The following is a 26,212-nucleotide window of genomic DNA, read 5'->3' as shown; positions in this document are numbered from 1 at the left end:
TCCAACCCCTTTCAGGACGCTTTGCTGTGGGCGCGGGCCTTAGCCGTGGCGAGCGAAAGCTCATGCAAAAGCTGCCCTCGACGCACCGGTTTGCTCAGAAAAGCATCCATACCCGCATCAAGGCATGTTTCTCGATCTGAAGAATAAGCGTTGGCTGTCAGAGCAATAATTACAGGCTGCGGGATATCCAAGGCCCGGATGCGACGTGTGGCTTCAAGCCCGTCCATCACCGGCATGGACATGTCCATCAAAATGACTTCAGGCGTCAATTTTCTGGATACGTCAACGGCTTCAGCCCCATTTTCAGCCGTGATCAGTGTGACCCCGGAGCCTTGCAGGAATTTCTGAACCACGAGGCGGTTGGTCATGTTGTCCTCGGCCAACAGAACGCGGGTGCCCAGCAGCGCATCCGGTTCAGCCCGATCTTCGCCGGATTGAGTCACCGTTAGGCATTTTGAGATGCCAAGCACCACCGATATGGAGAAACACGATCCCCTCTCGACAACGCTGTGAACTTGAATGTCGCCCCGCATCAATTGCACGAGGCGGCGAGAGATCGAAAGACCCAACCCTGTGCCGCCAAAACGCCGAGTAGAGGCTGTGTCGGCCTGCGCAAAGCGTTCAAAAACCTGATCTAGTTGATCCTCGGGGATGCCAATACCAGTGTCGGAGACCTCAAGATTGAGGTGCAACTCTCCATTGTCCTGTCGACCGGAAACAGCCAGCGTCACACTTCCCGAATCTGTGAATTTAATGGCGTTGCCAATGACGTTGATCAGCACTTGCCGCAAACGGCCCCCGTCGCCCAAAACGGTTTTTGGCAAATCGGCCTGACAGTTCAGAACCAATTCCAGACCTTTGGCCCGAGCCAAAGGGCGCATAAGATTCATCACTTCGTGCAAGCTGGGATATAGCGCAAATGTCGTGGGTTTGATGGTCAGGTGGCCGTCGTTGAGTTTCGAGAAGTCCAAAATGTCGTTTATAATTGTGAGCAACGCCTCACTCGAAGATTGAATCGTGTCCACATAGAGCCTGTCGGTGTCCGACAGGTCCGATTTGGAAAGGAGTTCGGTCATACCGATGATGCCATTCATCGGTGTGCGAATTTCGTGACTCATGGTTGCCAGAAACGACGACTGAGACCTCTCACCTTTTTCGGCGGCAACCCGGGCGTCTTCCAACTCGGCCTCTCTGGACTTTATGTCGCTGACATCACGGTCGATGATGAACAACAGTTCGAGTTGCCCCGCGTCGTCCCAAACGGGGCCAAAGCTGGTTTCCAGCCAACGTTTACTGCCATCCTTGGCGACAGATTCATTTGTAACTTTGCCTGACGACCCTGATCGCAAGGCGTCTTCAATCATCTGGCTGGCCTTGTTGACCACACCGGGTTCGTTAAAAAACAAGCTCGACTTTTTGCCCAGAACCTCCTGAAAACTGTATCCGGTCAGTGTCGTAAACGCCTTGTTCACCCAGACGATTTTTCCGCCGCTATCCACCAGAGTCACTGCGTCAGACGCGTGTTGCACCACAAGAGCAAGCCGGCGCGATTCCTGTTGTTTGGTGTAGAGAGATTCATTGGCTCTGGCCAAGGCAAGACCTTGAGCAATCAACCGTCGTTTTGACATGTTTCCTTTTCGCCGTTCATGTGTGGACTCGGCAACAAACGGCACAAGTAAATAGACCAGCATCAGTGTGCCGATCAGGTTGAAAATGACGTAGGTCGGGAAAGTGTCGAACCGTTGCAGATCTATCAACGCCAAGCTGACAACAAGAATTGCGAACATCCCAATCCGCATGATCGATATGACGCGATTGAGCGTGAGTGCGTTCAATGCGTTGACGACACTGCCTCCAATCAGGGACAGGCACAGGATCATGGAAGATTCGCGCGGAACGTAAATCCACGTGAAACCGATAAACACACAGACCGTCGTTGTTTGTAAAAAAGATCCAAAAAGCGCGAGGCACTCAGCTCGGGTGAGGGGCATGCCCTTTTCAATCCAGTCGGGCAGCTTGGTCAGAATCCATGTATCTACGGCTTCGCCGATGAGATAAATCGAGGTGGCCGCCAGAGCAACCATCGGGTCAATCAAAAAGCCAATCGCCAAGGCGCCCATAAAAATAAAGACGACGCGATTGAAAACATGTCCAATCCGCGACTGACGATAGCGATTGAGTTTACCCAAAGGCGACCGACGGGCATCAAAATCCGCAAGAGCTTGCTCAAGTTCAAATATGGCGTTTGCCATTAACGAGAATCCCCAATGTTTCCCGTTCAATGCCAAGAATTGCTTAAGAAAGCGCTATTAAGATCACGTCAGGGCGACACCGGCTGCGCGCATACCATCCTGTGCGGCTGCCAAAGATCCGTCGAGGTCAATGGCGCGACACAGAGATTGATTGACGGTGACGTCAAACCCGAGTTTTGCGGCATCAACTGCTGAGAAATTCACGCAAAAATCCGTTGCCAGCCCCACCATTGTGAGTGTCTCAACACCACGGGTGCGCAGATATCCTTGGAGGCCTGTTGGCGTTTTCTGGTCGTTCTCATAGAAGGCGGAATAACTGTCGATGGCGGGGTTCATGCCTTTGCGGATGATTAGGTCCGGACGGGTCTGGTCGAGGCCTTTTTGAAAGGCGGCACCGTCGCTGCCCTGTACGCAGTGATCGGGCCAGAGAACCTGAGGACCGTATGGCATATCGATCATGTCATAGGGTGCTTTGCCGTCGTGGCTTGAGGCAAAGGAACTGTGTCCGGCCGGGTGCCAATCCTGGGTAAGGACAACCACATCAAAGTCCGCCATCAAAGCGTTGATGCCAGGCACGATAAGATCGCCTTCGGGCACGGCCAAAGCCCCGCCAGGACAGAAATCATTTTGAACATCGATCACAATCAGAGCATTGGACATGGGGTCTCCTTGGGCTTTGCGCCACGGATAACAGTGTGAAACGGGATCGTAAATGCGGCGCTTAAGCGACGGTGCATCACATCGGCATGGCGTCGGTATTGCGTCGGTGCGCTTTGCGGATAAAGTCAGAGGACAATCCAGACGCAAAAACCGGACAACCCCAATGTGTGCGAAATCTTTACTGCTGTTGAACCGCAAATCAGCGGTGCGGTCCGATGTGCGAAGCATCGTGAAGTCTCTTCAAAAGGAATTTGAACTGGATGTTTGGGTGCCTTGGTCGGGCAAGCAAACGCGCAAGTTAATCAAGCAGGCGATAAAGGGCGGCACAACAAGGGTGATCGGTGCCGGAGGAGACGGCACGGTGAATGCCGTTGCAAACGCGATCCTGCGGATGGGTGTTGCGGACAGCGTCGACATGGGATTGGTCCCTCTGGGAACAGCCAATGATTTTGCCCGCGCATTTGGCGATGATGGCAGCGACCCGGAATCCTCATTGCGCCGCGCCATCACGGGAGAAAGCAAAGCCATTGATCTTGGACGGATCAATGGAGAGGTCTTTGTGAATGTGGCGAGTGGTGGCTATGGCGCTATGATCACGGCAACCACGGATGTCGAAATCAAACGACGCCTAGGAGGAATTGCTTACACGCTTACCGGCATCTCGAGGCTCAGTGAATTGGCGCCCACCAAGGCAAAAGTGACATTGGATGATGGCGAGGTGCGCGACCTAGACCTGACGATTATGGCAATCGGCAATAGCAGGTTTGCGGGCGGCGGATTTGATGTGACGCCGTTGGCGGACGTTTCAGACGGCAAGCTCGATTTTGCAATGTTGGCACCGCCTGGTTTGGTGGAGGGACAACCCGATTTGATCTCGATCTTTGAGCGCGACGACCCGACAGAAGCCTTTATGTTCCGCGCACAATTCGAAAAGGCACTGATCGAGACCAACACGCCCTATCACATCAACCTGGATGGTGAACCGATGGTCGACACGCGGTTCGAGGTGGATATTCTGCCCGGTGCACTGCGTCTTGTACCGCCGGGCAAAGGGTGATTATCCAGCCAACCGCACAGCCACCGGCACGCCGTTAAACGCAGCATTGCCGCTGACAGGGTCGATGCGCGCATCATCTGTCAGATCGTTGATTGATACCGTTTGTGTCTTGGTCGCCGCAGCGATGTTGCCGTGGCGCTGGCCCCAGCCCTGCGGGATAGACACCACACCAGGGGCCATGTCCTCGGTGATTTCGGTGGGCATGGTGACTTCGCCAACGCGGCTTGCAACAACCACGTCGGCGTCCTCGGTCAGTCCAAGGCGTTCCGCATCCGTCGGGTGGATTTGCACAGTGCAGCGGTTGCGCCCTTTGACAAGGCGCGGGCTGTTCTGGGTCCAGCTGTTGTGGCTGCGCACCTGACGGCGACCAATCATCATCAGCGGGAAAGCATCAGATGTGGCGGCGCTGAACTCTGCCAGACGGGGAAGATCATCCAGAAACACTTGCGGTGCCAGGTTAATCATGCCGTCCGGTGTTTCGAGGCGCTCCGTGACGTTTGGCACCAGCGGACCGAGGTCGATGGAGCCGCCAGCGGTCAACATTGTTTCGACGGTGACGGTATCTGCGTGATGCCCCTGTGGTAGCATCATCGATAGGACTTGTTCGGGCGACGGACCTATCTTGTTGGCGCCGGTCAGTTTTGCCGCCAGCGTCGCGATGACCTCCCACTCCTGCGGATTGCCATTCGGCGTGTCAAAGATCGGACGCGCATAGGCCGCCGTGTTGTGGACCGCGAAGCTGTGGAAGACCATGTCGTAGACGACTTCTTCGAGCGCCACTGTGGCCGGCAGGATCAGGTCGGCGTGGCGGGTGGTGTCGTTGATGTGGATGTCGATCGACATCATGAAATCAAGTTTCTCCATCGCGCGGTCGATGCGCTGGCCGTTGGGAGCGGTCAGGACGGGATTGCCCGCAACCGTGACCATGGCGCGTATCTGGCCTTCGCCGGGGGTTTCCATTTCCTCGGCCATGACAGAGATCGGGAACTCGCCGTTATAGAGCGGCTGGCCAGAGACGCGGGAGCGTTTTTCGGGATAGCTGCGGACCTTGCCCTTGCGGGAGGTCATGCCGACGTAGTCCAGCGCGGGGGTGGTGAACATGGCACCACCTTCGGCATCAAAATTTCCAGTGATGATGTTGAGCGCGTTGGTGGCCCATTGGCAAAGCGAGCCGAAGGCCTGCGTGCTGGCGCCCATGCGGGAATAGATCGCGCCAGTATTCGACGTGGCAAAGTCCCGCGCCAGTCCGCGGATGGTGTCGGCGTCGATGCCGGTCATCTCGGCAGCCTTGTCGGCCGTGAAGGGCTCGGCGGCGGCGCGCAGGGCGTCCAGGCCGACAACGACATCCGACAATGTGTCGAGATTGACGAGATCAGCGGCGAAGATTTCGTTGATCATCGCCAATAGAAGATAGGCGTCGGTCTCGGGCTTGATGAAGTGATGCTCTGACGCCTTGGCGGCGGTTTCGGTACGGCGCGGATCGATGACGATCACGCGGCCGCCGCGGGCCTTGAGTTCGTCCATGCGTTTGCCAAAGCCCGGCGCGGTCATCATGGAGCCGTTGGACACCAATGGATTGCCTCCCACAATCATCAGGAAATCGGTGCGGGCAATGTCTGCCACAGGGATCAGCATCGGGTGGCCAAGCATGTGGATTGAGGCGACATGATGCGGGATTTGGTCGGCGGTGGCGGAGGAATAACGGTTCTGCGTGCCCAGCGCACGCACGAGTGTCGGCAGGTTCAGAAGGTTGCCAAATTTATGCGCATTGGGGTTGCCGAGATAGACGCCAATCGCGTCTTTGCCGTGTGCCTCCTGCACCAGTTGCAGGCGCTCAACAGCAAAGTCATAAGCCTCATCCCAGCTGATCGGCACGAACTCTCCATCAACCTTTTTCAAAGGCGTGGTGATGCGGTCAGGATCGGTGCGGAAATCCTGAAGCGCGGTGGCCTTGGGGCAGATGTGGCCGCGCGACAGGGGGTCGGCGGGGTCGGCCTTGATCGACAGGACTTCGGTTTCATCGTGGGTGATGATCAGGCCGCACATGGCCTCACAAATGTTGCAGGTGCGGTGATGCGTTTGCGTGTTGCTCACGGGTGGCCTCCTCTGGCTTTCGCCCCATTCCGTTGGCTGAATTCTGGCAATCAGCTTAGGAGATCGGAAGCATGAGAGGCGAAAAAATGTGTGTGTCGCGATTTTCGCGACACCACGTCATTTCAGAGCACGGGCGAGAAAGGCTTGTGTGTCAGGGTGTTGCGGCGCGTCAAAGAGCGTCTTGGCGGGGGCTTCCTCGATGATTTTGCCGTCCTTGAGGAAACAAACCTTGTCGGCTGCCTCGCGAGCGAAGCCCATTTCGTGGGTCGCGAGCACCATGGTCATGCCGCTTCCCTTGAGCAGACGCAGGACATCGAGCACCTCTCCGACAAGCTGAGGGTCAAGCGCCGAAGTGATCTCGTCAAAGAGCATGACCTCGGGTTTCATGGCGAGTGCGCGCACGATGGCGACGCGTTGTTGTTGGCCGCCGGAAAGCTGATCGGGGTAATGGTTCATGTGCTCGGCAAGACCGAAGCGAGTGAAAAGCTCAGTGATCTCGGGACGCAGGTCGTCGCGGCTGCGTTTATAGACGCGGCGCGGGGCGAGCATGACGTTTTCGGCGGCCGTCATATGCGGGAAGAGGTTGAAAGACTGAAACACCATACCGATGCGTCGACGCACCGGCTGCGGGTTGAGGCCAGGAATGGCGATGTCTTCGCCATCGAGAAAAATTTCGCCGTCTTCGATGTTTTCCAAAAGGTTGATGCAGCGCAGGAGCGTGGATTTCCCGCCGCCCGATGCGCCGATCAGGCAAACCATTTGGCCTTCTTCGACGTCGAGCGAAATGCCGTTGCAGACTGTCTTGTCGCCAAAGCGTTTGACCACATTTTTTAGGGAAAGCTTGGGCATCAGGAGCGTTCTCTGTTCTGTTTCGCCATCAGGTAGTCGGCATAGCGTGTGGCCGGAATTGTCACCGCGAGAAAGATTACCGCAGCGCCGACATAGGGCGTGAAATTGGCCAGAAGCGACTTGAACACGCCGGCCTGACGGAAGATTTCGACAGGCCCGATGAAGGACAGAAGCGCGACATCTTTTTGTAGCGCAATGAACATGTTCATCTGCGACGGGACCACGCGGCGAATGGCTTGAGGCAGGATCACGAAGCGCATGGTGTCAGCGTCGGAGAGCCCCAGTGATTGCGCGGCGGACCGTTGGGAGGCATGCACGCTTTCGATGCCAGAGCGGAAGATTTCAGCGACATAGGCCGCATAGGTCAGGATCAGCGCCAGAGAGCCCCAGATATAAGGCGAATTCCAAGGGCGCGGCAGGCCGAGACCCGGGATGCCGAAGCCGATCAGATAAACGGTCAGCACCACGGGGATGCCGCGGAAAATGTCGGTATAGGCTGCGCCGAGGATGCGCAGTGGAAAGAGCGCAGGGCTGCGTACGTCGCGGGCAAGTGCGATCAGCAAGCCGAGGATCACGATGGCCGGTGCCGACCACAGGAAAATCATCACGTCGAGCTTGAAGGCCGTGAGCAGCTTGGGGAAGGTTTTGGCAAAGACCTCCCAGTTGAAGAAGCTGGCTTTGACCTTTTCCCAGCCGGGGGCCATTGGCACGAGGATGATCACGGCCAGAAACACCGCGAGCGTAGAGCTGGCGGCGATGATGGCGGAACGGCGGCGGAGGCGGTCTTCGTAAAGTTGGCGGCGGGTTTTGCCCGCCGTCGGTTTTTTGTCAGTCATCTTATTTGATCAGCGGTACGCCGGTGGTCTGTTGCAGCCACTCGGCTTCGATTGCGTCGAGTTTGCCGGAGCCCTTGAGGGACATGATGGCTTCATCCACACAGGCCTTCAGCGGGTTGCCCTCTTCCATGAGCATGCCGAATTCATCGGGGTTTTCGCTGCGATCCGCAGGGAATTGGCCAATGACGGCAGAACCTTCAACAACCACAGCGGACAGGTACAGCGCGGTGGGAAGGTCAAAGAGCGCGGCGTCGATCTGGTTGGCCTGCATGGCGGCGGTCACGTCGGCGTTGTCACCGTAGAGCAGCGGGTCTTTGTTCGGGCCAATGGCGTCCATCAGCATCGGAACGGCGGTGGTGCCGCCCATCGCACCCCAAAGGAGGCCTTTCATCGCGTCAGCTTCGGCGGGGGTATCCGCGACGCTGCCAGACACCAAAACGGCCATCGGTGCGGCGTAGTATGGCACGGAGAAGTCGACAACTTTCTCGCGCTCTTCGGTGATCGAGAACTGTTGCAGGTTCACGTCGAAGTTTTTCGGTCCAGGCTGGATCGCTTCGTCAAAGGACGAACGCACCCAAGTCACGGCGTCTGCGGCGAAACCCATTTCCTCGGCGACGGCGAAGGCTACTGCGGCCTCAAAGCCTTTGCCGCTTTCGGGCGCGTCATCCATGACCCACGGGTAATAGGCAGGGTTGCCTGTGGCGACGGTTAATGTGCCCTCGGTCAAGGTTTTGCCGTCGGCGCAGTGACCTGCGGCAAACGCAGTGGATGCAGAAAGCGCCAGAATGGCGGCTGTGGTGATTAGATTGGTCATGGACGTCCCCTCTCAAAGTGGCGTACGACACACTAGGAAGCGGCGGCGGGCCTTGTCCAGCGGCGGGGCGCATTTTCCTGACGGTTTGGTCAGGAAAATGTGTCTTTGTGCGGAACTTTAGCGCGGCGCTGGTCCCGTGCTCTCGCGGTTGACCAATTGGACTGGCAGGATGTGAACTTGGGCGCGGTTTTCTTGGCCTCGGATCAACTCAAGGATCGACTGCGCTGCCTGATGGCCCATCTTGTTCCGAGGCTGATGTATGGTGGTCAGAGGCGGGTTGAAGACCTCGGTCATTTCGATGTTGTCAAAACCCGCTACGGACGCGTCGTCCGGCACATTGATGCCTGCGCGCGTGAGACCGGAGATCAGCCCGAATGCGATCTGGTCAGAGGCGCAGATCCAAGCGGTTGGTCGGTCCGACATCGCACTTATTGCCTCGGCCGCTGCGCGACCCGCGTCTATGGAGAAGGTGCCCTGCAAAATCCACGGATTGCGGGTTTCGCCGCCCAGCTCGGAAACACGCGTGACAAAGGCGTCGCGTCGCACAGTGGAGAGAACATTGCTTGTCGGACCCATCACGTGCCCGAATCGCCGATGACCATTTTCCCAAAGATGATCCACAAGAGTCGCCACACCGCCCACGTTGTCTGCCCGCACGGACGGGCAGTTCACGTCGTTCACCCACTCGCAGGCGAATACAATCGGACAGGACGGGTTGTTGGCCTGTACCTCTGCAAAATCAGCCTGAGAGATGCTGCCGTCGAGCACAATAAGTCCGTCAGCCTGACCCGCGGCGATCAGGCGGTCCATTTGATCCGGTGTCAGAGGCGCATCGCCACTGTCGGTGACAAGAAGACTGTAGTCTTCGGCGTTCAGCGCACGCTCCAAGCCGGACAAAATGTTGGAAAAGAACGGGTTAGAAAGATTAGGCACAAGCGCCAGAATGGACCGAGTGCTGTTGGTGCGCAGATTTCTTGCCGCGCGGTTGATCCGATAGCCCGTCTCTTTCACCGCAGCAAGCACCGCTTCTCGGGTGTTTTGCGATACTTTTTCGGGATCATTTAGGACACGGCTCACTGTGGCCGTGGACACGCCAGCCAAACGGGCCACATCGACAACTTTCGGGGCGCGGTTCGTCGGTTTTGCTTTTTGCACCATTTAATTCTTGACTCAAATTAAGAGCAGGCTACCATTTTGTAATCGATTACAACAAAACAGCGGTCCAAAAGGCGACCCCAAGAGGAGGGGGAAGCTGGGTGGACATACAGTTTGAAAGAAGATGTAATCGATTACAAGGGCAATCAGGCCCACTAGGGAGGAAGAAATGAATTTCATGAAAGCGACCACCGCTGGCATTGCGTTTTGCGCAGCTGGCGCCGTTTCGGCGGCAGATCTGGAAGTCACCCATTGGTGGACTTCGGGCGGCGAAGCAGCCGCTGTTGCAGAATTTGCCAAGGCGCTCGACGCCACTGGCCACACATGGATTGACGGCGCGATCGCCGGTTCGGGCGGCACAGCGCGCCCCATCATTATCAGCCGCATCATCGGCGGAGATCCGATGCACGCGACCCAGCTGAACCACGGCCGTCAGGCGGAGGAGCTGATTGAAGCTGGTCTCTTGTTGGACATCACAGACGTCGCCGAGGCGCAGGGCTGGAAAGACATTATCAACCCGTCCTCACTGCTGGACAGCTGCACTGTGGATGGCAAGATTTACTGCGCCCCTGTGAACATTCACAGCTGGCAATGGATTTGGCTGAGCCACAAAGCCTATGAAGACGCAGGCGTGCCGGTGCCGTCCAACTGGGACGAGTATGTGGCCTCTGCGGCGGCACTTGAAGCGGCCGGTAAAATCCCGCTGGCAATGGGTCAGCAGGCTTGGCAGTCGTCCGGAGCGTTTGGCGTGATCAACGTGGCCGTAGGCGGCGTTGAGCTGTGGAACAAAATCAACGTTGAAAAAGATGCTGAAGCTGCCGGTGGCGCTGAGATGGCCAAAGTGTTTGAAGCGGCAGCCGCTGCACGCGCAATGGCAGCCAACAGCAATGTTCAGGACTGGAACCAGGCGACCAACCTCGTGATCACCGGTCAGGCCGGTGCGCAGATCATGGGTGACTGGGCACAGGGTGAATTCCAGGTTGCCGGTCAGGTTGCCGGTGAAGATTATACCTGTCTGCCAGGTCTGGGTGTGAACGAAGTGATCTCCACCGGTGGTGACGCGTTCTACTTCCCGAAACAAGGCGACGCGGACATCGAAGCGGCACAAAAAGAGCTGGCCGCATTGCTGGTGAGCCCAGAGGTTCAGGTGAACTTCAACCTGAAAAAAGGCTCTCTGCCAGTACGTGGCGACATTGATCTGTCGTCGGCCAACGATTGCATGAAGAAGGGTCTGGAGATCCTTGCGGCGGGCAACATCCTGCTGTCGGGTGATCAGGTTCTGTCAGCGGACACATCGGGTCAGATCGAAGACCTGATGGTCGAGTTCTGGAACGATCCGTCCTATTCGGCGGCAGATGCTCAGGCGAAGTACGCCGAGATCATCGGCGACGCGGACTAATCGCGGATTGGCAGGGGCCGGCTTGCGCTGGCCCCTGCCCTCTTCGCACCTTTCCTGACACAGATTTCAGCTTGTTTCCGGCACATGCGGACACAAGCGGGGGACGCTCACAATGGCTGTGACTGACAGCGGGGGGACGGAGTCCGCAAGGACACCCGCCAAAAAACCCAACCGCCTTTTCAAGAACTTAACGGCAAAACTCGCCTCTGTTCCGATGATTTTGACCGCCATCGTGGTGTTCATCGGATGTACCGGTTGGACGATCTATCATTCGTTCACCAAATCACGGCTTTTGCCCGCGCCAGACAAGTGGGTCGGGCTGGACCAGTATGAGCGCCTTTGGAGCACACGACGGTGGTTGGTCAGCATTGAGAATTTGGCGATCTACGGGATTTGCTCGCTGGTTTTGAGTCTTGTGATTGGCTTTACCTTGGCAGCCTTGCTGGATCGGAAAATTCGCGGCGAGAGCGTATTTCGCACCATCTTTCTTTACCCATTTGCCCTGAGCTTTATCGTCACCGGACTTGTGTGGCAGTGGGTTCTGAACCCGGACTTCGGCATTCAAAGCGTCGTGCAGAGGTGGGGCTGGGAGAGTTTCACGTTTGATCCGCTCAACAACGCAGACATTGTGATTTACGGCATCCTGATCGCCGGTATCTGGCAGGGATCCGGATTTATCATGGTGATCATGCTGGCCGGTCTGCGTGGCATCGACGAAGACATCTGGAAGGCAACCCGCGTTGAAGGCATTCCGGTGTGGAAAACCTATATCGTGGTGATCATTCCAATGATGCGACCGGTTTTTGTGACGGCTTTGGTGCTGATCGCTGCGGGGATCATCAAAGTTTACGACCTTGTGGTGGCGCAAACCTCGGGGGGGCCGGGGATATCCTCGGAAGTGCCTGCGAAATACGTCATCGAGAAGATGTTCCAATCCCAAAACCTCGGTCAGGGCTTTGCAGCCTCCACCATGATGCTTGTGAGCGTGCTGGTGGTGCTGATCCCGTGGGCCTATCTTGAATTCGGAGGCAAGCGCCGTGACTGATGCAACCGCCAACAAAGGCGTCACGCCGCGCGGGGCCAAGCCACGTCGCCGTTTGTCGCCGACCAATATCATGCTGTACGGCACGCTGTTTGTGGCCTCGGTTTACTACCTTCTGCCTTTGTACGTGATGATCGTAACCTCGCTGAAAGGCATGCCGGAGATCCGGTTGGGCAATGTGTTCTCGCCACCCGTTGAGGTGACGTTTGAACCGTGGGTGAAAGCCTGGGCAGAGGCTTGCACCGGTATCAACTGTGACGGCCTGAGCCGCGGGTTCTGGAACTCGGTGCAGATTCTGGTGCCATCTGTGGTGATCTCGATCGCGATTGCCTCGGTCAACGGCTACGCACTGTCCTTGTGGAAGTTCAAAGGCTCGGAAGTTTTCTTCACCATCCTGATCTTTGGCGCGTTCATCCCATACCAGGTGATGATCTATCCCATCGTGATTTTGCTGCGGGAAGCGGGCGACGTTCTGTCGGCCATGACCGGCACGAAAATCCGCCTTATGGGCAGCGTCTGGGGGCTGGTGATTGTACATACGATCTTTGGCATGCCGATCCTGACGCTTCTGTTCCGAAACTATTTCGCCTCTGTACCCGAGGAGTTGTTCAAAGCCGCTCGCGTGGATGGAGCAGGTTTCTGGGGGATCTATTTCCGGATCATGCTGCCGATGGCGCTGCCGATCTTTGTGGTGGCAATGATCCTTCAGGTCACTGGCATCTGGAACGACTTCCTTTTCGGGGTGATTTTCACCAAGCCCGAGACCTATCCGATGACGGTTCAGCTCAACAACATCGTCAACTCGGTTCAAGGCGTGAAGGAATACAACGTCAACATGGCTGCGACCCTTCTGACCGGCCTTGTTCCCCTCATCATCTATTTTGCCTCTGGCAAACTCTTCGTGCGCGGCATCGCGGCTGGCGCAGTAAAGGGCTGACTTATGACCAATGTAACTGTGAAAGACCTCACGCTTGAATTCGGCGCGGTGCGCGTTCTGGACAAGCTCAATCTGGAGATCGAGGAAGGCGAGTTTCTTGTGCTCCTCGGGGCTTCGGGCTGTGGCAAGTCCACGCTTTTGAACTGTATCGCCGGACTGCTGGACATCACTGATGGGGAAATCCACATCGGTGGGCGCAATGTGACATGGGAAGAGCCCAGCGAGCGCGGCATCGGCATGGTGTTTCAGTCCTATGCGCTTTATCCGCAGATGACGGTCGAGGGGAACCTGTCCTTTGGCCTGAAAAATGCGAAGGTGCCCAAGCCCGAGATTGCCGAGCGCGTGGCACGGGCGGCGGAGATTTTGCAGATCGAGCCGCTTTTGAAACGCAAGCCTGCCGCCCTGTCTGGCGGTCAAAGGCAGCGGGTGGCGATCGGTCGTGCGCTGGTGCGGGACGTTGATGTTTTCCTGTTTGACGAGCCGTTGTCGAATTTGGACGCCAAGTTGCGGGCGGATTTGCGGGTGGAGTTGAAGCTGCTGCACCAAAGACTGCAAAACACCATGATTTACGTAACCCACGATCAGGTCGAGGCGATGACGCTGGCGGACCGGATCGCGATCATGCGCGGCGGTGTGGTGCAGCAGATCGCCAGCCCTGCGGAAGTCTATAACCGCCCGTCCAACAAATACGTCGCCGGCTTTATCGGCTCGCCAACGATCAACTTCTTTGAAGGAGACATCGCGGAGGGCGGCGTCGAATTTGCGACTGCGGACACCAAGATGCCACTCACGGGCTATGAGGCCTCGCAGGGTGCGTTGTCGGCGCGTCCTGCCTGGCTGGGCATTCGGCCGGAATCTGTGATCACCGGTACGGATGTCGACACACAGCCGTTCACCACAGAAATCACGGTGGAATTGTTTGAAGCCATGGGCGCGGACACGCTGGTTTACACGACTTTGGCAGGCACGCCGTTCCGGTTCCGCATGAGCGGACAGGCACGAGTGGCTGCTGGTGACACGCTGCGCATCGGGTTTGATCCGGCGCAGGGCTCTCTTTTTGACAAGACAACCGAGGAGCGTCTTTGACGTCCCTCTCAGAATTTTCGGAGACTAAAATGGGTTTTTCATTCCAACTGTATTCCTCGCGCGATGTGGCAAGCCAAGAGGCCTTTCTCGGGCGTTTGGCGGAGCTGGGATACAGTTCTGTTGAGGGCTATGGCGGCGTTTACGGCGATGCGGACAGTTTTGCGGAGGCGATGCGCGCCAATGGGCTGACGATGCCAAGCGGCCATTTCGGCATCGACGATCTGCGCGACAATTTCGACGGTGTCATGGCGCTGGCGGATGCACTGGGGATCGAGCATGTGATCGTGCCTTATCTGAATGCCGAGGTGCGCCCGACAGACACGGCAGGCTGGCAGGCCTTGGCGCAGGAATTGGCGGCGATCGGCGAGAAGGTTCAAGCAGAGGGCAAATCGTTCAGCTGGCACAACCATGATTTCGAATTCGAGACACTGCCTGATGGCAGCTATCCTATGGAGGTGATGCTTGAGGCGGCACCGAAAATCGGCTGGGAAGCCGATTTGGGTTGGGTTGCACGGGCCGGGCTTGATCCTGCACCGTTCGTGGAAAAATGGGCGGATCGTCTGGTGGCCGTTCATGTGAAGGACATTGCCAAAGAGGGTGAAGGACTGGATGAGGACGGCTGGTCCGACATCGGCGAAGGGGTCGTGGATTGGGCCGGATTGCTGAAGCTGATCCGCGCAAAAGCCCCTAACGCCATTTTGGTGGCGGAGCAGGACAAGCCAAGCGATGCGGACCGGTTTGCCACCGTGTCGATGACCAATCTGAAGGGAATGTAAGTGATGAGTAAAGCGGTCAAAGTCGGCATCATTGGATGCGGCAATATTTCGACGACCTACATGCGCATGGGGCGGTTTTTCCGCGACTATAAGGTTGTGGCCTGTGCGGACCTGAACATGGACGCGGCAGAGGCTCGTGCGGCGGAATTTGGTTTGCGGGCACTGAGCATTGAAGCTCTGTTGACCGATCCGGAGATTGAGGTAGTGGTGAACCTGACCATCCCGAACGCGCACTATGAGGTGTCGAGCAACATCCTGAAGGCCGGCAAGCACGTCTATTCCGAAAAGCCGTTTGTGTTGACCGCCGAGGAAGGCGCGGCCCTGAAGGCTTTGGCGGCGGAGAAAGGCCTGCGGATCGGATCGGCACCGGATACGTTCATGGGCGGTTCCCACCAGAAAGCGCGCGAGATGATCGACGCGGGTGAGATCGGTGCGGTGACTTCGGGCACGATCCACGTGATGAGCGGCGGCATGGAGCATTGGCATCCGAACCCCGATTTCTTCTTTGAACCGGGCGCGGGCCCGATCTTTGATCTGGCGCCTTATTATCTGTCCAATCTGGTGCAGCTTCTGGGGCCAGTGTCGCGTGTGGTTGCGATGAGCAGCACACCCAACAGCCACCGCACGATCGGCTGCGGGCCGAGGAATGGTGAGAAGATCCCTGTCACGACGCCGACCACCGTGCATTCGATCCTGCAATTCGCCAACGGGGCTGTGATTTCTTATGGCACCAGCTGGGATGTGAAGGATCACGGACATTCCAACATGGAGCTTTATGGCGAAGAAGGCACTTTGTACGTGCCGGATCCAAACTTCTTTGGTGGGCAGTTGCGCATGGCCAAGGGCGACGGGTCGGAGGTGCTGATTTCGACGGGGCATCCGTTCAGTCAGGCCAACGACGGCGATCAGGCGAACTATCGCGGCGCGGGTCTGGCGGACATGGCGAAGGCGATCCGCGAAGGGCGGCCGCATCGCTGCAACGATGATCTCGCCGGTCACGTAGTCGAGGTCATGGGGGCCATTCTGCAAGCAGGCGAAACCGGCGCCATGGTGGAGATGAAAACCACCTGCGAGCGCCCTGCCCCGTTCAGCGCGGATGATGCGTTCGCGATCATGGAACTGGAGGAGACCTGATGCCGAGTTTGATCAAGGGACCCGCGCTTTTTCTGGCGCAGTTTGCAGATGACGTCGCGCCGTTCAATTCGCTTGATACGATTGCAGATTGGGCGTCGGGGCTGGGCTATAAGGGGCTGCAAATCCCGTCGGGCGATGCACGGCTGATGGATTTGGACAAGGCCGCGGAAAGTCAGGACTACTGCGACGACCTGAAGGGGATGTTGGCGGAGCGCGGGATCCAAGTAACAGAGCTGTCGACGCATATTCAGGGGCAGTTGTTGGCGGTACACCCTGCATACGACAAACAGTTTGACGGGTTTGCGCCTGCGGCAGTGCAGGGCAATGACAAAGCCCGCACACAATGGGCGCATGATCAGTTGATCAAGACTGCGCAGGCCTCGCGCAATTTGGGGCTGGATGTAACAGTGTCCTTCTCCGGCTCGCTGGCGTTTCCGTATCTTTATCCGTGGCCACAGCGGCCTGCGGGGTTGATTGACGAAGCCTTTGACGAGTTGGCACGGCGCTGGAAGCCGGTGATGGATGCCTATGACGAGTTGGGCGTGGACATTGCGTTTGAGCTGCATCCGGGCGAAGACCTGTTTGATGGGGCGACGTTTGAGATGCTTCTGGAGCGGCTGGACAACCATCCGCGCTGCACGATCAACTATGATCCGAGCCACTTCCTTTTGCAGCAGCTGGACTATCTGGCGTTCATCGACATCTATCACGAACGCATCAAAGCGTTTCACGTCAAAGATGCGGAGTTCCGCCCCGATGGGCGGCAGGGCGTCTATTCCGGCTATCAGCCGTGGGTCGAGCGTGCGGGGCGGTTCCGGTCTTTGGGCGACGGGCAGGTCGATTTCCGCGCGATTTTCTCGAAGCTGGCGCAGTATGGTTATGACAGCTGGGCGGTGCTGGAATGGGAGTGCTGCCTGAAGGATTCCGCGACAGGCGCCGCAGAGGGGGCGCCGTTCATTATGGATCACATCATCGATGTGACCGAGAAGGCGTTTGATGATTTCGCAGACAGCGGGTTGAGCCGCGAAGACACCCGCGCATTGCTGGGGCTGTCGTGATGCGTCGGTTGCGGCTTGGTATGGTGGGCGGTGGTGAAGGCGCGTTTATCGGCGCGGTGCACCGAATGGCGGCGCGGCTGGACGGTCGGTGGGAGTTGGTGGCGGGCAATCTGTCCTCCACCCCCGACAAAGCGGCACGGTCGGCAGAGGCGATTGGGTTGGCGCGCAGCTATGGCTCTTTTGAGGAGATGGCGCGCGAGGAAGCGGCGCAGGAGGACGGCATTGATGCGGTGTCCATCGTGACGCCGAACCATATACATGTGCCGGTCGCCAAGGCGTTTCTGGCAGCAGGCATTCACGTGATCTGCGACAAGCCCCTGACCACCGATCTGGAAACAGCACAGGCGTTTGCAGCGGAGTGCGCTGGATACGACGCGCAGTTTTTCCTGACGCACAATTACACCGGCAGCCCGCTTGTTCGGCAGGCTCGACAAATGGTGTCAGAGGGGATGTTGGGAAACATCCGGCTGGTGCATGCAGAGTATTTGCAGGATTGGCTGAGCCGTCCTGCGGACCCCGAGAATGTACAGGCTGCGTGGCGCACGGACCCTGCGCGCACAGGCGGCGCGGGAGCGATCGGGGACATCGGCACGCACGCCTATAACCTCGCTTGTTTTGTGATGGGTGAGACCGCGAGCCAATTGGCTGCAGATTTGCAGAGTTTCGTGGGCGGGCGCGAAGTGGATGACAACGCCAATATCCTGCTACGATTTGGGTCTGGCTCACGAGGGTCGATCTTTGCCAGCCAAGTTGCAACAGGCACAGAAAACGGCCTGAAATTGCGCATTCATGGCGACAAAGGCGGGCTCTTTTGGGCGCAGGAGAATCCGAACGAGTTGATCTTTACTCCTATGGGGGGCGTGGAGCAGCGGATCACGCGCGGAGGCGCAGGCGCGATGTCGGCAGCAGAGGCCGTGACACGGATACCGGCGGGGCATCCCGAGGGGTATCTGGAGGCGTTTGGCACGCTTTATCGCGAGATCGCGGATCACCTCTCAGGGGCGGATTCGGCTGGATTAGAGACTGTTCCGGGGATTGCCGAAGCGGTGGCGGGCATGGCGTTTATCGACGCCTGTCAGCGGTCGTCAAAGGCAGATGCCGCGTGGTGTGACCTGACCTCCTAAGGTCACGATCACGTCGGGATGGAGGCGGCGCGGGGTGATCCCCGCGCCGTTTCATTTAGATGCGCTCGATTGCGATGGCGATGCCCTGACCGCCGCCAATACACATGGTGATCAGGCCTTTGGAGCCGCCGGTGCGTTCCAGTTCATACATCGCCTTCACAGTGATGATCGCGCCGGTTGCACCAACCGGATGGCCCAGTGCGATGGCGCCGCCGTTCGGGTTCACCTGGGCCGGATCAAGACCCAGACCTTTGTTCACGGCAATCGCCTGTGCTGCGAAGGCTTCGTTGCTCTCGATGACGTCAAAGTCGGCGATCGACAGGCCTGTGCGGGCCAGCAGGTTTTCCACCGCTGGCACCGGACCGATGCCCATGACCTCGGGGCGCACACCCGCGTGGGCGTAGCCCAGAACGCGGAATTTCGGCGTCAGGCCAGCCTTTTCGGCGGCATCTGCGCGAGCCAATACAATCGCAGCCGCACCGTCGTTGATGCCAGAGGCGTTGCCCGCGGTCACGCGGCCGTCTTTCTTGAACACAGCGCGCAGCTTGCCAAGGCTTTCCATGGTGGAAGCCGTCGGGTGTTCGTCGCGGGCAAAGGCAACCATGTCGCGGCGCACTTTGACCTCAACCGGCACGATCTGCTCGTCGAAGTACCCTGCCTCAATCGCAGCCGCGGCACGTTCCTGAGACGCGAGCGCAAAGGCGTCCATGTCTTCGCGGGTCACGTCATGTTCGTCCGCAACATTTTCTGCCGTGACACCCATATGTCCGGTGCCAAACGGGCAGTTCAGCGCGCCGAGCATCATGTCGAGCGTCTTTACGTCGCCCATCTTCTGGCCCCAACGCTGGGATTGCATGATGTAGGGAGATTTCGACATGTTTTCCGCGCCGCCAGCCAGTGCGAAGTCCGCATCGCCTAGCATCAGGGATTGGGTGGCAGACACAATGGCCTGTGCGCCGGAGCCGCAAAGGCGGTTCACGTTCATCGCGGGCGTTGTGTCCGGAATACCGGCCTGCATGGCCGCTACGCGCGACAGGTACATATCGCGAGGTTCGGTGTTGATGACGTGGCCGTAAACGACGTTGCCGATTTGGCCGCCTTCTACGCCAGCGCGGGCCATGGCTTCTTTGGCCACGGCTGCGCCAAGGTCGATGGGCGCGGTGTTGGCAAGCGAGCCGCCGAAAGTGCCGATGGCGGTGCGGGCGCCGCCCAAAATTACGATGTCAGACATGGGGTTCCTCCTGAAGATTTGCGCACACTATGCAGGTGCAGCATCGCGGAGTCTTTCAAAACGGTGCGTCACAGAGTTTCTACGGGAGTGCCAAGATTGACAAACGGGATTGGTTCGCCGCATCTGAGGGCATGGACAACGACTTGCCGATCTTGGATCTTTTGCCCGCGCGTTTGCGGGAAGCCCGCCGTGAGCAGGGGCTGTCGCTGGATGCGGTGGCCAAACTGTCGGGCGTAAGTCGGTCGATGGTGAGCCAGATCGAACGTGGCGAAAGCAGCCCGACGATTGCGACACTGTGGAATCTGACACGCGCCCTGCAGGTGGATTTTGCCGGTCTGCTGGATGCGGAGGCGGGGGACAAGGTCGATGTGCTGCGCGCCTCTGATGTGCCAAGTTTTGACAAGATGGGCGAAGGCTGTTTGATCCGTGTATTGTCACCACCTGAGGAGGCTGGCGGGCATGAGGTTTATGACATCCGGTTCGAAAAAGGCGGCAGCTTGAAGAGCCAGCCGCATGCGCGGGGCGCTGCCGAGCAGTTGACCGTGTTGTCAGGTTCTGTGCGCGTGACCAGCGGCAGCGCGGCGCAGGATTTGGCCGAAGGTGACACCGCGCGTTATGCGGCAGATGTGGCGCATGCGATCGAGGCGGGTACAGCGGCGCGCGTGTTTTTGATTGTGAAGAATGCTTGAGGCATTGTGCAGAGGGCTGCGCCTGCCTGGGTAGGCGCTTTCGATCTGCTTGAGATGCGCGGTGCGGCTGCATCTACTCTGAACGTTTCTGATTGGTGCAGCGTCCCAAACGCGCCTGCCGGGGGGCAGGCAGGCGCAGCCCTCCCTGTCGGTCGGGAGATTCTTTGCCGCCTTCATGCTACACTCACACACGCACTTCCCTAATTGCGGATTTTTGTCCGTTATCTTGAAATTCCATCTTTTCGGACGCATGTCCGTTATGATAGATGAAGTTCCATCATTATGGAGAATCCCATGTCCGACGCATTCCTGAACGACATCCGCGACACGTTGAAAACCATCGAGGCTGAAGGGCTGATGAAACGTGAGCGAATGATCACCTCGCCTCAGGGCGGTGAGATTCAGGTGGGCGACGCGGATGTCATCAACCTCTGTGCCAACAACTACCTTGGTCTGGCCGACAATCCGGCATTGATTGATGCGGCCAAGGGCGCGATGGATCCACGCGGGTTTGGCATGGCCTCGGTGCGGTTTATCTGTGGGACGCAGGACATCCACCGCGAGTTGGAACAGAAGCTGGCGGATTTCCTGAACAAAGACGACGCGATCCTGTTTGCTGCCTGCTTTGACGCCAATGGCGGGCTGTTTGAGCCGCTTTTGACCAAGGAAGACGCGATCATCTCTGACAGTTTAAACCACGCGTCGATCATCGACGGGGTGCGGCTGTGTAAGGCGAAGCGGTATCGTTATGCCAACAACGACATGTCCGATCTGGAAGAGATGCTGAAACATGCCAAGAACGAGGGCGCGCGGCATATCATGATTGCGACCGATGGTGTGTTCAGCATGGACGGCTATCTGGCGAACTTGCCGGAGATCACGCGGCTGGCGAAACAATATGGCGCTGTGGTTATGGTGGATGACTGTCACGCGACGGGGTTCATGGGGCCGAACGGGGCCGGCACTCCGGATCATTTTGGTGTGGATGTGGACATTCTCACAGGAACTTTGGGCAAAGCACTTGGGGGGGCCATCGGCGGTTATATCGCCGGGCCGCAGCCAGTGATTGACCTGCTGCGGCAGCGGGCGCGGCCCTATTTGTTCTCCAATTCGCTGCCGCCAAGCATTGTGGCCGCCGGAATCGAAGCGATCCGGCTGGTCGAGGACGGCGCTGCGATGCGCGCGAAGCTGTTTGAGAACGCCACCTACTGGCGAGCGGGACTGGAGAAGCTGGGTTTTGACATTCTGCCCGGTGAGCATCCGATCATTCCGGTGATGCTGGGTGAAGCAACGCTGGCGCAGGAAATGGCGGCGAAGCTGTTTGAGGAAGGTGTTTATGTTTCGGGCTTCTTCTTCCCCGTGGTGCCGCGTGGGCAGGCGCGGATCAGGACGCAGATGAATGCGGCGCTGACCCGTGATGAGCTGGACCGCGCGCTGGCGGCCTTTGGCAAGGTGGGTAAAGAGTTGGGGATCATCCAATGAGCAAGCCAAACACGATGACTGCGCTTGAGAAATCCAAGCCCGAAGAAGGGCTGTGGAAAGTACAGGCGCCGGTGCCAGAAATCGGGCCGGACGAAGTTCTGATCAAAATCAACAAGACGGGCATTTGCGGCACGGATATTCACATCTGGAACTGGGATGACTGGGCCAGCGCGACCGTGCCAACGCCGATGATCACCGGCCACGAGTTCGCCGGTGAGATCGTCGAGATGGGACGCAACGTCGAGGGGCTTGCGATTGGACAACGGTGTTCCGGAGAGGGCCATATCATCGGCCACGAGAGCCGTCAGGCGCGGGCGGGCAAGTTCCATCTGGATCCCGGCACGCGTGGCATTGGTGTGAACATTCAGGGCGCTTTTGCGCAATACCTGCGGCTGCCCGCGTTCAACGTCGTGCCTCTGCCGGACGATGTGCCGGACGAGATCGGCGCGATTCTGGATCCGCTAGGCAATGCGGTCCACACGGCGCTGAGTTTTGATCTGCTGGGTGAAGATGTGTTGATCACCGGCGCGGGGCCGATTGGCATAATGGCGGCGGCGGTCTGCAAACACGCGGGCGCGCGCCATGTGGTGATCACGGACATCAACCCTGACCGCCTGGAACTCAGCCGGCATGTGGTGCCCAATGCGCGAACCGTCAATGTCGCGACAGAAGATCTGAACGACGTGATGCACGGGCTTGGCCTGAAGGAAGGCTTTGACGTTGGCCTTGAGATGAGCGGTAGCCAAGTGGCGCTGGATCAAATGGTCGAGGCGCTGGTGATGGGCGGCAAGATCGCCTTGTTGGGCATCCCGCCCGGAAAATCGCCCGTGGATTGGTCACGTATCGTGTTCAAGGCGATCACCATCAAGGGCGTCTACGGCCGCGAGATGTTTGAGACATGGTATAAGATGATTGCTATGTTGCAGAACGGTCTGGATGTCAGCCGTGTCATCACCCACGAGTTGCCGCTTGGCGAATTCCGGTCAGGTTTTGAGGCCATGAAGTCCGGCAAATCGGGCAAGGTGGTTTTGGACTGGCGGGGCCTCTAGGGGCAGGACGCTACGCACAACTTAAAGCTTTGCCTCACGTGAAAAGCCGGACCCGAGGGTCCGGCTTTCTCTTTGCCAGCGCTTCTTGAACCATCGATGTGCTCAGCGCCTTCTGGCAACCTCATCGATAGCCGAAGCAAAACCCCGCCCGAGGCAACCTCGGGCGGGGTTTTGATTGGCGTGGGGCGTCTTAGACGCGGACCAGTTCGCCTTCGGCTTCTTTGGCCGCAGTGCGAGGTGCTTTGGTCATGAAAGCAATCGCCGTCGCCGCGACCAGCATTGCTGCGCTGATCATATAGGCGTTGGTGAAGGAGCCTGTGGCGTCAAAGCTCATGGATGCAATGACCGGACCCAGCGCACCGGAGAGACCCCAGCCAAGATACACGAGGCCGTAGTTGGCGCCGTAGCCTTTGAGGCCGAAGTAATCTGCGGTCAACGACGGGAAGACGCTGAGCAGTGCGCCGTAGCAGAGGGCACCGGTGATGGCGCCTGCAATCAGCATGGCTTCGGTGGAAATGCTCATGAAGAACCACATGTTTGCGGCTTGCAACAGGAAGGCAAGGATCAGCGTGTTCACACGACCGAGTTTGTCGGAGATCAAGCCACCCAATACACGACCGGAGGCATTTGCGATGGCAAGCAGGCTTACCAGATAAACCGCACCCTCAAGGCCAACTTGGAGCGAACCGATTTGAGTGATGTTGCCGATCAGCATGACGCCGGCACTGGAAGCCAGAGCGAACATAATAAAGAGGAAATAGAATTGACGGGTCTTGATCATCTCACGCCAGTTCATTTCCGCACCAGTGCCGGCTGCGGCGGGGTTCCAATCTTCGGGACCTTCTGCAACATACCCTTTGGGCGGGTTCACAACTGTTGCACCGAGGCTTACCGAAATCACGATGATACCAGTGCCGAGGATGATGAATGCCGTCTGAATGTCGAAGGCATTGACCAGTGCTTTGGTCAGTGGGGCCACATAAACGGCACCAAGTCCGAAACCGCCAACGATCAGGCCGGAAACCATGCCTTTCTTCGACGGATGCCACCACTTCATGGCCGCCGGTGTGACACAGGCATAGGCAAAGCCAATACCGGTACCAACAACGACACCAAACGTCAGCATGACTGCTGTCGGGTTGGTGAGGAGACCCGTGAGGATCATGCCAGAGCCAACAAATGCGCCGCCAAGCATGATAATCCGGCGCGGGCCGAATTTGTCTTGCAGCACACCTGCGGTCAGGGTTGCGATTGAAAACACCACGATGGCGATGCTGTAAGGCGTCGAAGCCTGTGTCGCAGTCCAGCCGAGGTCGTTTACGAGGGCGTCTTTGAATACGCTCCACGCGTACAGCACCCCGATTGATAGGTTAATTCCGATCCCAGCAAGCAGAATCGTCAGAGGTCGTTTAGACATCTCACACTCCAAAAATTTGCGCGTAAGACCTCCGCCTAAGCGGCGTTAACATATGGGTAAATCGACGAACGATTCAATTTTTAGACATTCTCAGCGGGGTCGGCTGGGATTGGCCGATCCCGCTGATTCGGCATTGTTTCTCAGGCAACGAATGGCCGATGACGGAGGGGCAACCGAGAAATCATCACGGTTTTCACAGCCAGCGGGAAGGTGATGTGGTTGAGCTGTCGGCGTTTACTTAAGATGGGATGACCGCCATGATCGCTCGGCATCGGACTGCGGAGGAACTGTACATGGCGGCGGATTCACTTTTGGACGTGATTGGTGGAACGCCTTCAGTATGGTTGGATCGCATGATCGTGAAGCGCGGACTGAACGGGCGCATACTGGCGAAGCTGGACTATCTTAATCCTGGATTTTCCAAAAAGGACCGCGCCGCCAAGGGCATCATTGAGATGGCCGAAGCACGAAGCGACTTGCGGCCAGGACAAACGGTGGTGGAACTGACCAGCGGAAATATGGGAACCGGTCTGGCGATTGTCTGTCAACTCAAGGGCTATCCCTTTGTTGCCGTGATGAGCCGCGGAAATTCCATCGAGCGGGCCCGTATGATGACAGCTTTGGGGGCAGAAGTTGTGTTGGTCGATCAGTTACCGGAATCGATTCCCGGACAGGTATCTGGCGGAGATCTTGCAGAAGTCGATCGGGTCACGCAGCTTATTGTCGCCGAACGAGCAGCTTTTCGGGCGGATCAGTTTCATCACGCTGGAAATGCGCGGGCGCACTTTGAAACCACCGGACCCGAGTTTTGGCGTGACAGCGGCGAAAGCCTGACCGCCTTTGTGGATTTTGCCGGCTCTGGCGGAACCTTTGGAGGAACAATGGCGGCCTTAAAAACCTTTGACCCAGAAATAAAAGGCTATGTGGTTGAACCCGACGGGGCAGCGGCTTTGGCGGGCGACGCTGTCACTAGGCCGGCCCACCCTATTCAAGGCGGCGGCTATGCAATGGCGGACTTGGATTTTCTCAGAGATGTGACGGTGGATAGATACCTCACCGTTGCGGGTGATGTCGCCCGAGACACAACACGCGCTCTGGCGCGCGAAGAGGGGATTTTTGCAGGGTTCTCAGCCGGTGCAAATGTGGCGGCTGCGCTGGAACTGCTTGCAGGACCGGAGGAAGGCGGCGTGATTGGCGTGGTGATTTGCGACAGCGGGCTAAAGTATCTCTCTACCGATCTGTGGGAATAACAGGCGCGCGGAACCCGCGCGCCATGGCGTCAGGTTGAGATCACTGCGCCGGTTTCGGAATTGTAGATGATGTTTTGTGTGTGCGTCTGATCGGTCTTGCATGTAACCCAATACGGCACGCCGATCGTGCATGAAGCGTTTTTGCCGTTTCGCAGACTTGTGGCGATCTGGTTGTAATACATCAACTTGTCGGGTTGATCAGGGAATATAAACGCATAGTCCACGCACCACTGCCAGCTGACATATCGGAAGAATTGCCCCCGCGGGACTTTAAACGATTTGGATGAAGACTGTTCCTCGACCACCGTTACGGTGGTTTCAGCGGTGACAGAACCTGAGATTTCACCGCTGAGCCCTTTGGCCGCGCCGGACAATTTTGCATCCAGAGACGCCGTGTGACTGGTGGTCGTGGAAGTGGTTTCGATCTGCTGGATTTTGTACTCGGCGTCTTGAGGGTAGCCTGTGCTTTTCAAAAGGTTCCAGTATCCGCGGAATCGCACCACCATCGGGTTGGGCACCGGTGGATGGTTGTAGATGAATGGCCAAATTTCCGCGAAGCTCTGTCCTTCTCCATCCACAAGATTGGGGTGGTATTGATCCCACGGCAATTGCACATCCTGAATCTGATACGGAGACCGCTGTGGGGCAGGCATTTCAAAATTCGAAATCGGAATCGGGAACTTCATATGTATCTCCATCTAATAAGTTTGTTCTGCGCTCACTAACCGCGCAGTGACGAAAGCCTGCCTCATGACTTCGCTTCACTCAAGCAAAGGTTGAGAAAAATTGCGAAACTTCCCTCTTAAGGTATGAGGCTTCCA

The 26,212-nt window shown here is 57.7% G+C and carries 23 protein-coding genes; 13 read left to right on the top strand and 10 right to left on the bottom strand.

The annotated features are described in order from the left end of the window. Nucleotides 1-11 precede the first annotated feature (11 nt). The gene (locus BM069_RS08805) at nt 12-2,252 is read right to left on the bottom strand and encodes a PAS domain-containing hybrid sensor histidine kinase/response regulator (protein ID WP_093323046.1); all 2,241 of its coding nucleotides are present in this window, start codon (nt 2,250-2,252) and stop codon (nt 12-14) included. Between the two features lie 63 nt (nt 2,253-2,315). After that, complete coding sequence (gene pncA / locus BM069_RS08800; RefSeq protein ID WP_093323045.1) at nt 2,316-2,912, bottom strand: bifunctional nicotinamidase/pyrazinamidase; 597 nt, start codon at nt 2,910-2,912, stop codon at nt 2,316-2,318. A gap of 52 nt (nt 2,913-2,964) precedes the next feature. Between pncA and BM069_RS08795 the strand changes: the two genes are divergently transcribed. Next, the gene (locus BM069_RS08795; protein WP_093323043.1) at nt 2,965-3,969 is read left to right on the top strand and encodes a YegS/Rv2252/BmrU family lipid kinase; all 1,005 of its coding nucleotides are present in this window, start codon (nt 2,965-2,967) and stop codon (nt 3,967-3,969) included. Here BM069_RS08795 and BM069_RS08790 read toward each other — a convergent pair whose 3' ends face one another. The 5 genes from BM069_RS08790 to BM069_RS08770 form a co-directional block, all read right to left on the bottom strand. Beyond that, nucleotides 3,970-6,063: a molybdopterin oxidoreductase family protein gene (locus tag BM069_RS08790; RefSeq protein ID WP_093323041.1), complete on the bottom strand. Its 2,094-nt coding sequence runs from the start codon at nt 6,061-6,063 to the stop codon at nt 3,970-3,972. It abuts the gene before it with no gap. A gap of 117 nt (nt 6,064-6,180) precedes the next feature. Continuing rightward, the gene (locus tag BM069_RS08785; RefSeq protein WP_093323040.1) at nt 6,181-6,912 is read right to left on the bottom strand and encodes an amino acid ABC transporter ATP-binding protein; all 732 of its coding nucleotides are present in this window, start codon (nt 6,910-6,912) and stop codon (nt 6,181-6,183) included. Further along, nucleotides 6,912-7,748, bottom strand: coding sequence for an amino acid ABC transporter permease (locus BM069_RS08780; protein ID WP_093323038.1), 837 nt, complete (start codon nt 7,746-7,748; stop codon nt 6,912-6,914). Before BM069_RS08780 ends, BM069_RS08785 begins: the two co-directional genes overlap by 1 nt. A gap of 1 nt (nt 7,749) precedes the next feature. Beyond that, a complete protein-coding gene (locus BM069_RS08775) occupies nt 7,750-8,562 on the bottom strand; it encodes an ABC transporter substrate-binding protein (protein ID WP_093323036.1) in 813 nt (270 codons plus the stop codon). 117 nt (nt 8,563-8,679) lie between these two features. After that, on the bottom strand, nt 8,680-9,720 hold the full coding sequence (locus tag BM069_RS08770) for a LacI family DNA-binding transcriptional regulator (RefSeq protein WP_093323034.1): 1,041 nt from the start codon (nt 9,718-9,720) through the stop codon (nt 8,680-8,682). Nucleotides 9,721-9,895: 175 nt separating this feature from the next. Between BM069_RS08770 and BM069_RS08765 the strand changes: the two genes are divergently transcribed. The 8 genes from BM069_RS08765 (at nt 9,896) to BM069_RS08730 (ending at nt 18,273) form a co-directional block, all read left to right on the top strand. Further along, complete coding sequence (locus tag BM069_RS08765) at nt 9,896-11,116, top strand: ABC transporter substrate-binding protein (RefSeq protein ID WP_212611533.1); 1,221 nt, start codon at nt 9,896-9,898, stop codon at nt 11,114-11,116. A 112-nt stretch (nt 11,117-11,228) separates the two neighbouring features. Beyond that, complete coding sequence (locus BM069_RS08760; RefSeq protein ID WP_093323031.1) at nt 11,229-12,161, top strand: carbohydrate ABC transporter permease; 933 nt, start codon at nt 11,229-11,231, stop codon at nt 12,159-12,161. Then, nucleotides 12,154-13,095 (top strand): carbohydrate ABC transporter permease, encoded by a 942-nt coding sequence (locus tag BM069_RS08755; RefSeq protein WP_244503578.1) that lies wholly within the window; start codon nt 12,154-12,156, stop codon nt 13,093-13,095. Before BM069_RS08760 ends, BM069_RS08755 begins: the two co-directional genes overlap by 8 nt. 3 nt (nt 13,096-13,098) lie before the next feature. Then, nucleotides 13,099-14,181, top strand: coding sequence for an ABC transporter ATP-binding protein (locus BM069_RS08750; RefSeq protein WP_093323030.1), 1,083 nt, complete (start codon nt 13,099-13,101; stop codon nt 14,179-14,181). Between the two features lie 29 nt (nt 14,182-14,210). Next, nucleotides 14,211-14,957: a sugar phosphate isomerase/epimerase family protein gene (locus tag BM069_RS08745; RefSeq protein ID WP_093323028.1), complete on the top strand. Its 747-nt coding sequence runs from the start codon at nt 14,211-14,213 to the stop codon at nt 14,955-14,957. Nucleotides 14,958-14,960: 3 nt separating this feature from the next. Then, complete coding sequence (locus BM069_RS08740) at nt 14,961-16,091, top strand: Gfo/Idh/MocA family protein (RefSeq protein WP_093323026.1); 1,131 nt, start codon at nt 14,961-14,963, stop codon at nt 16,089-16,091. Beyond that, a complete protein-coding gene (locus tag BM069_RS08735; protein WP_093323023.1) occupies nt 16,091-17,149 on the top strand; it encodes a sugar phosphate isomerase/epimerase family protein in 1,059 nt (352 codons plus the stop codon). Before BM069_RS08740 ends, BM069_RS08735 begins: the two co-directional genes overlap by 1 nt. Beyond that, nucleotides 17,149-18,273, top strand: a complete 1,125-nt coding sequence (locus BM069_RS08730; RefSeq protein WP_093323021.1) for a Gfo/Idh/MocA family protein — start codon at nt 17,149-17,151, stop codon at nt 18,271-18,273. Before BM069_RS08735 ends, BM069_RS08730 begins: the two co-directional genes overlap by 1 nt. Before the next feature lie 55 nt (nt 18,274-18,328). Here BM069_RS08730 and BM069_RS08725 read toward each other — a convergent pair whose 3' ends face one another. Beyond that, nucleotides 18,329-19,504 carry an acetyl-CoA C-acyltransferase family protein gene (locus BM069_RS08725; protein ID WP_093323019.1) on the bottom strand — a complete coding sequence of 392 codons (1,176 nt, stop codon included), beginning with the start codon at nt 19,502-19,504 and terminating at the stop codon, nt 18,329-18,331. 131 nt (nt 19,505-19,635) lie between these two features. Between BM069_RS08725 and BM069_RS08720 the strand changes: the two genes are divergently transcribed. From BM069_RS08720 to tdh, 3 genes are all read left to right on the top strand, one after another. After that, the gene (locus tag BM069_RS08720) at nt 19,636-20,193 is read left to right on the top strand and encodes a helix-turn-helix domain-containing protein (RefSeq protein ID WP_093323538.1); all 558 of its coding nucleotides are present in this window, start codon (nt 19,636-19,638) and stop codon (nt 20,191-20,193) included. Between the two features lie 294 nt (nt 20,194-20,487). After that, nucleotides 20,488-21,675 carry a glycine C-acetyltransferase gene (locus BM069_RS08715; protein ID WP_093323018.1) on the top strand — a complete coding sequence of 396 codons (1,188 nt, stop codon included), beginning with the start codon at nt 20,488-20,490 and terminating at the stop codon, nt 21,673-21,675. Nucleotides 21,676-21,689: 14 nt separating this feature from the next. Beyond that, nucleotides 21,690-22,724 carry an L-threonine 3-dehydrogenase gene (tdh, locus tag BM069_RS08710; protein ID WP_093323537.1) on the top strand — a complete coding sequence of 345 codons (1,035 nt, stop codon included), beginning with the start codon at nt 21,690-21,692 and terminating at the stop codon, nt 22,722-22,724. A gap of 190 nt (nt 22,725-22,914) precedes the next feature. On the opposite strand, the gene BM069_RS08705 is transcribed toward tdh, so the two are convergent. Further along, nucleotides 22,915-24,141, bottom strand: a complete 1,227-nt coding sequence (locus BM069_RS08705; protein ID WP_093323017.1) for an L-lactate MFS transporter — start codon at nt 24,139-24,141, stop codon at nt 22,915-22,917. Nucleotides 24,142-24,434: 293 nt separating this feature from the next. Here BM069_RS08705 and BM069_RS08700 point away from each other — a divergent pair, with 293 nt between their 5' ends. Next, entirely contained in the window at nt 24,435-25,391 is a 957-nt protein-coding gene (locus BM069_RS08700) for a PLP-dependent cysteine synthase family protein (protein WP_093323015.1), read from the top strand. Between the two features lie 29 nt (nt 25,392-25,420). Here BM069_RS08700 and BM069_RS08695 read toward each other — a convergent pair whose 3' ends face one another. Continuing rightward, nucleotides 25,421-26,077, bottom strand: coding sequence for a hypothetical protein (locus tag BM069_RS08695; protein WP_093323014.1), 657 nt, complete (start codon nt 26,075-26,077; stop codon nt 25,421-25,423). Nucleotides 26,078-26,212: the final 135 nt, after the last annotated feature.

It is taken from the genome of Shimia haliotis (genome assembly GCF_900114415.1).
GTDB classification, from domain to species: Bacteria; Pseudomonadota; Alphaproteobacteria; order Rhodobacterales; family Rhodobacteraceae; genus Shimia; species Shimia haliotis.
This window is presented reverse-complemented; position numbering and strand designations above follow the sequence as displayed.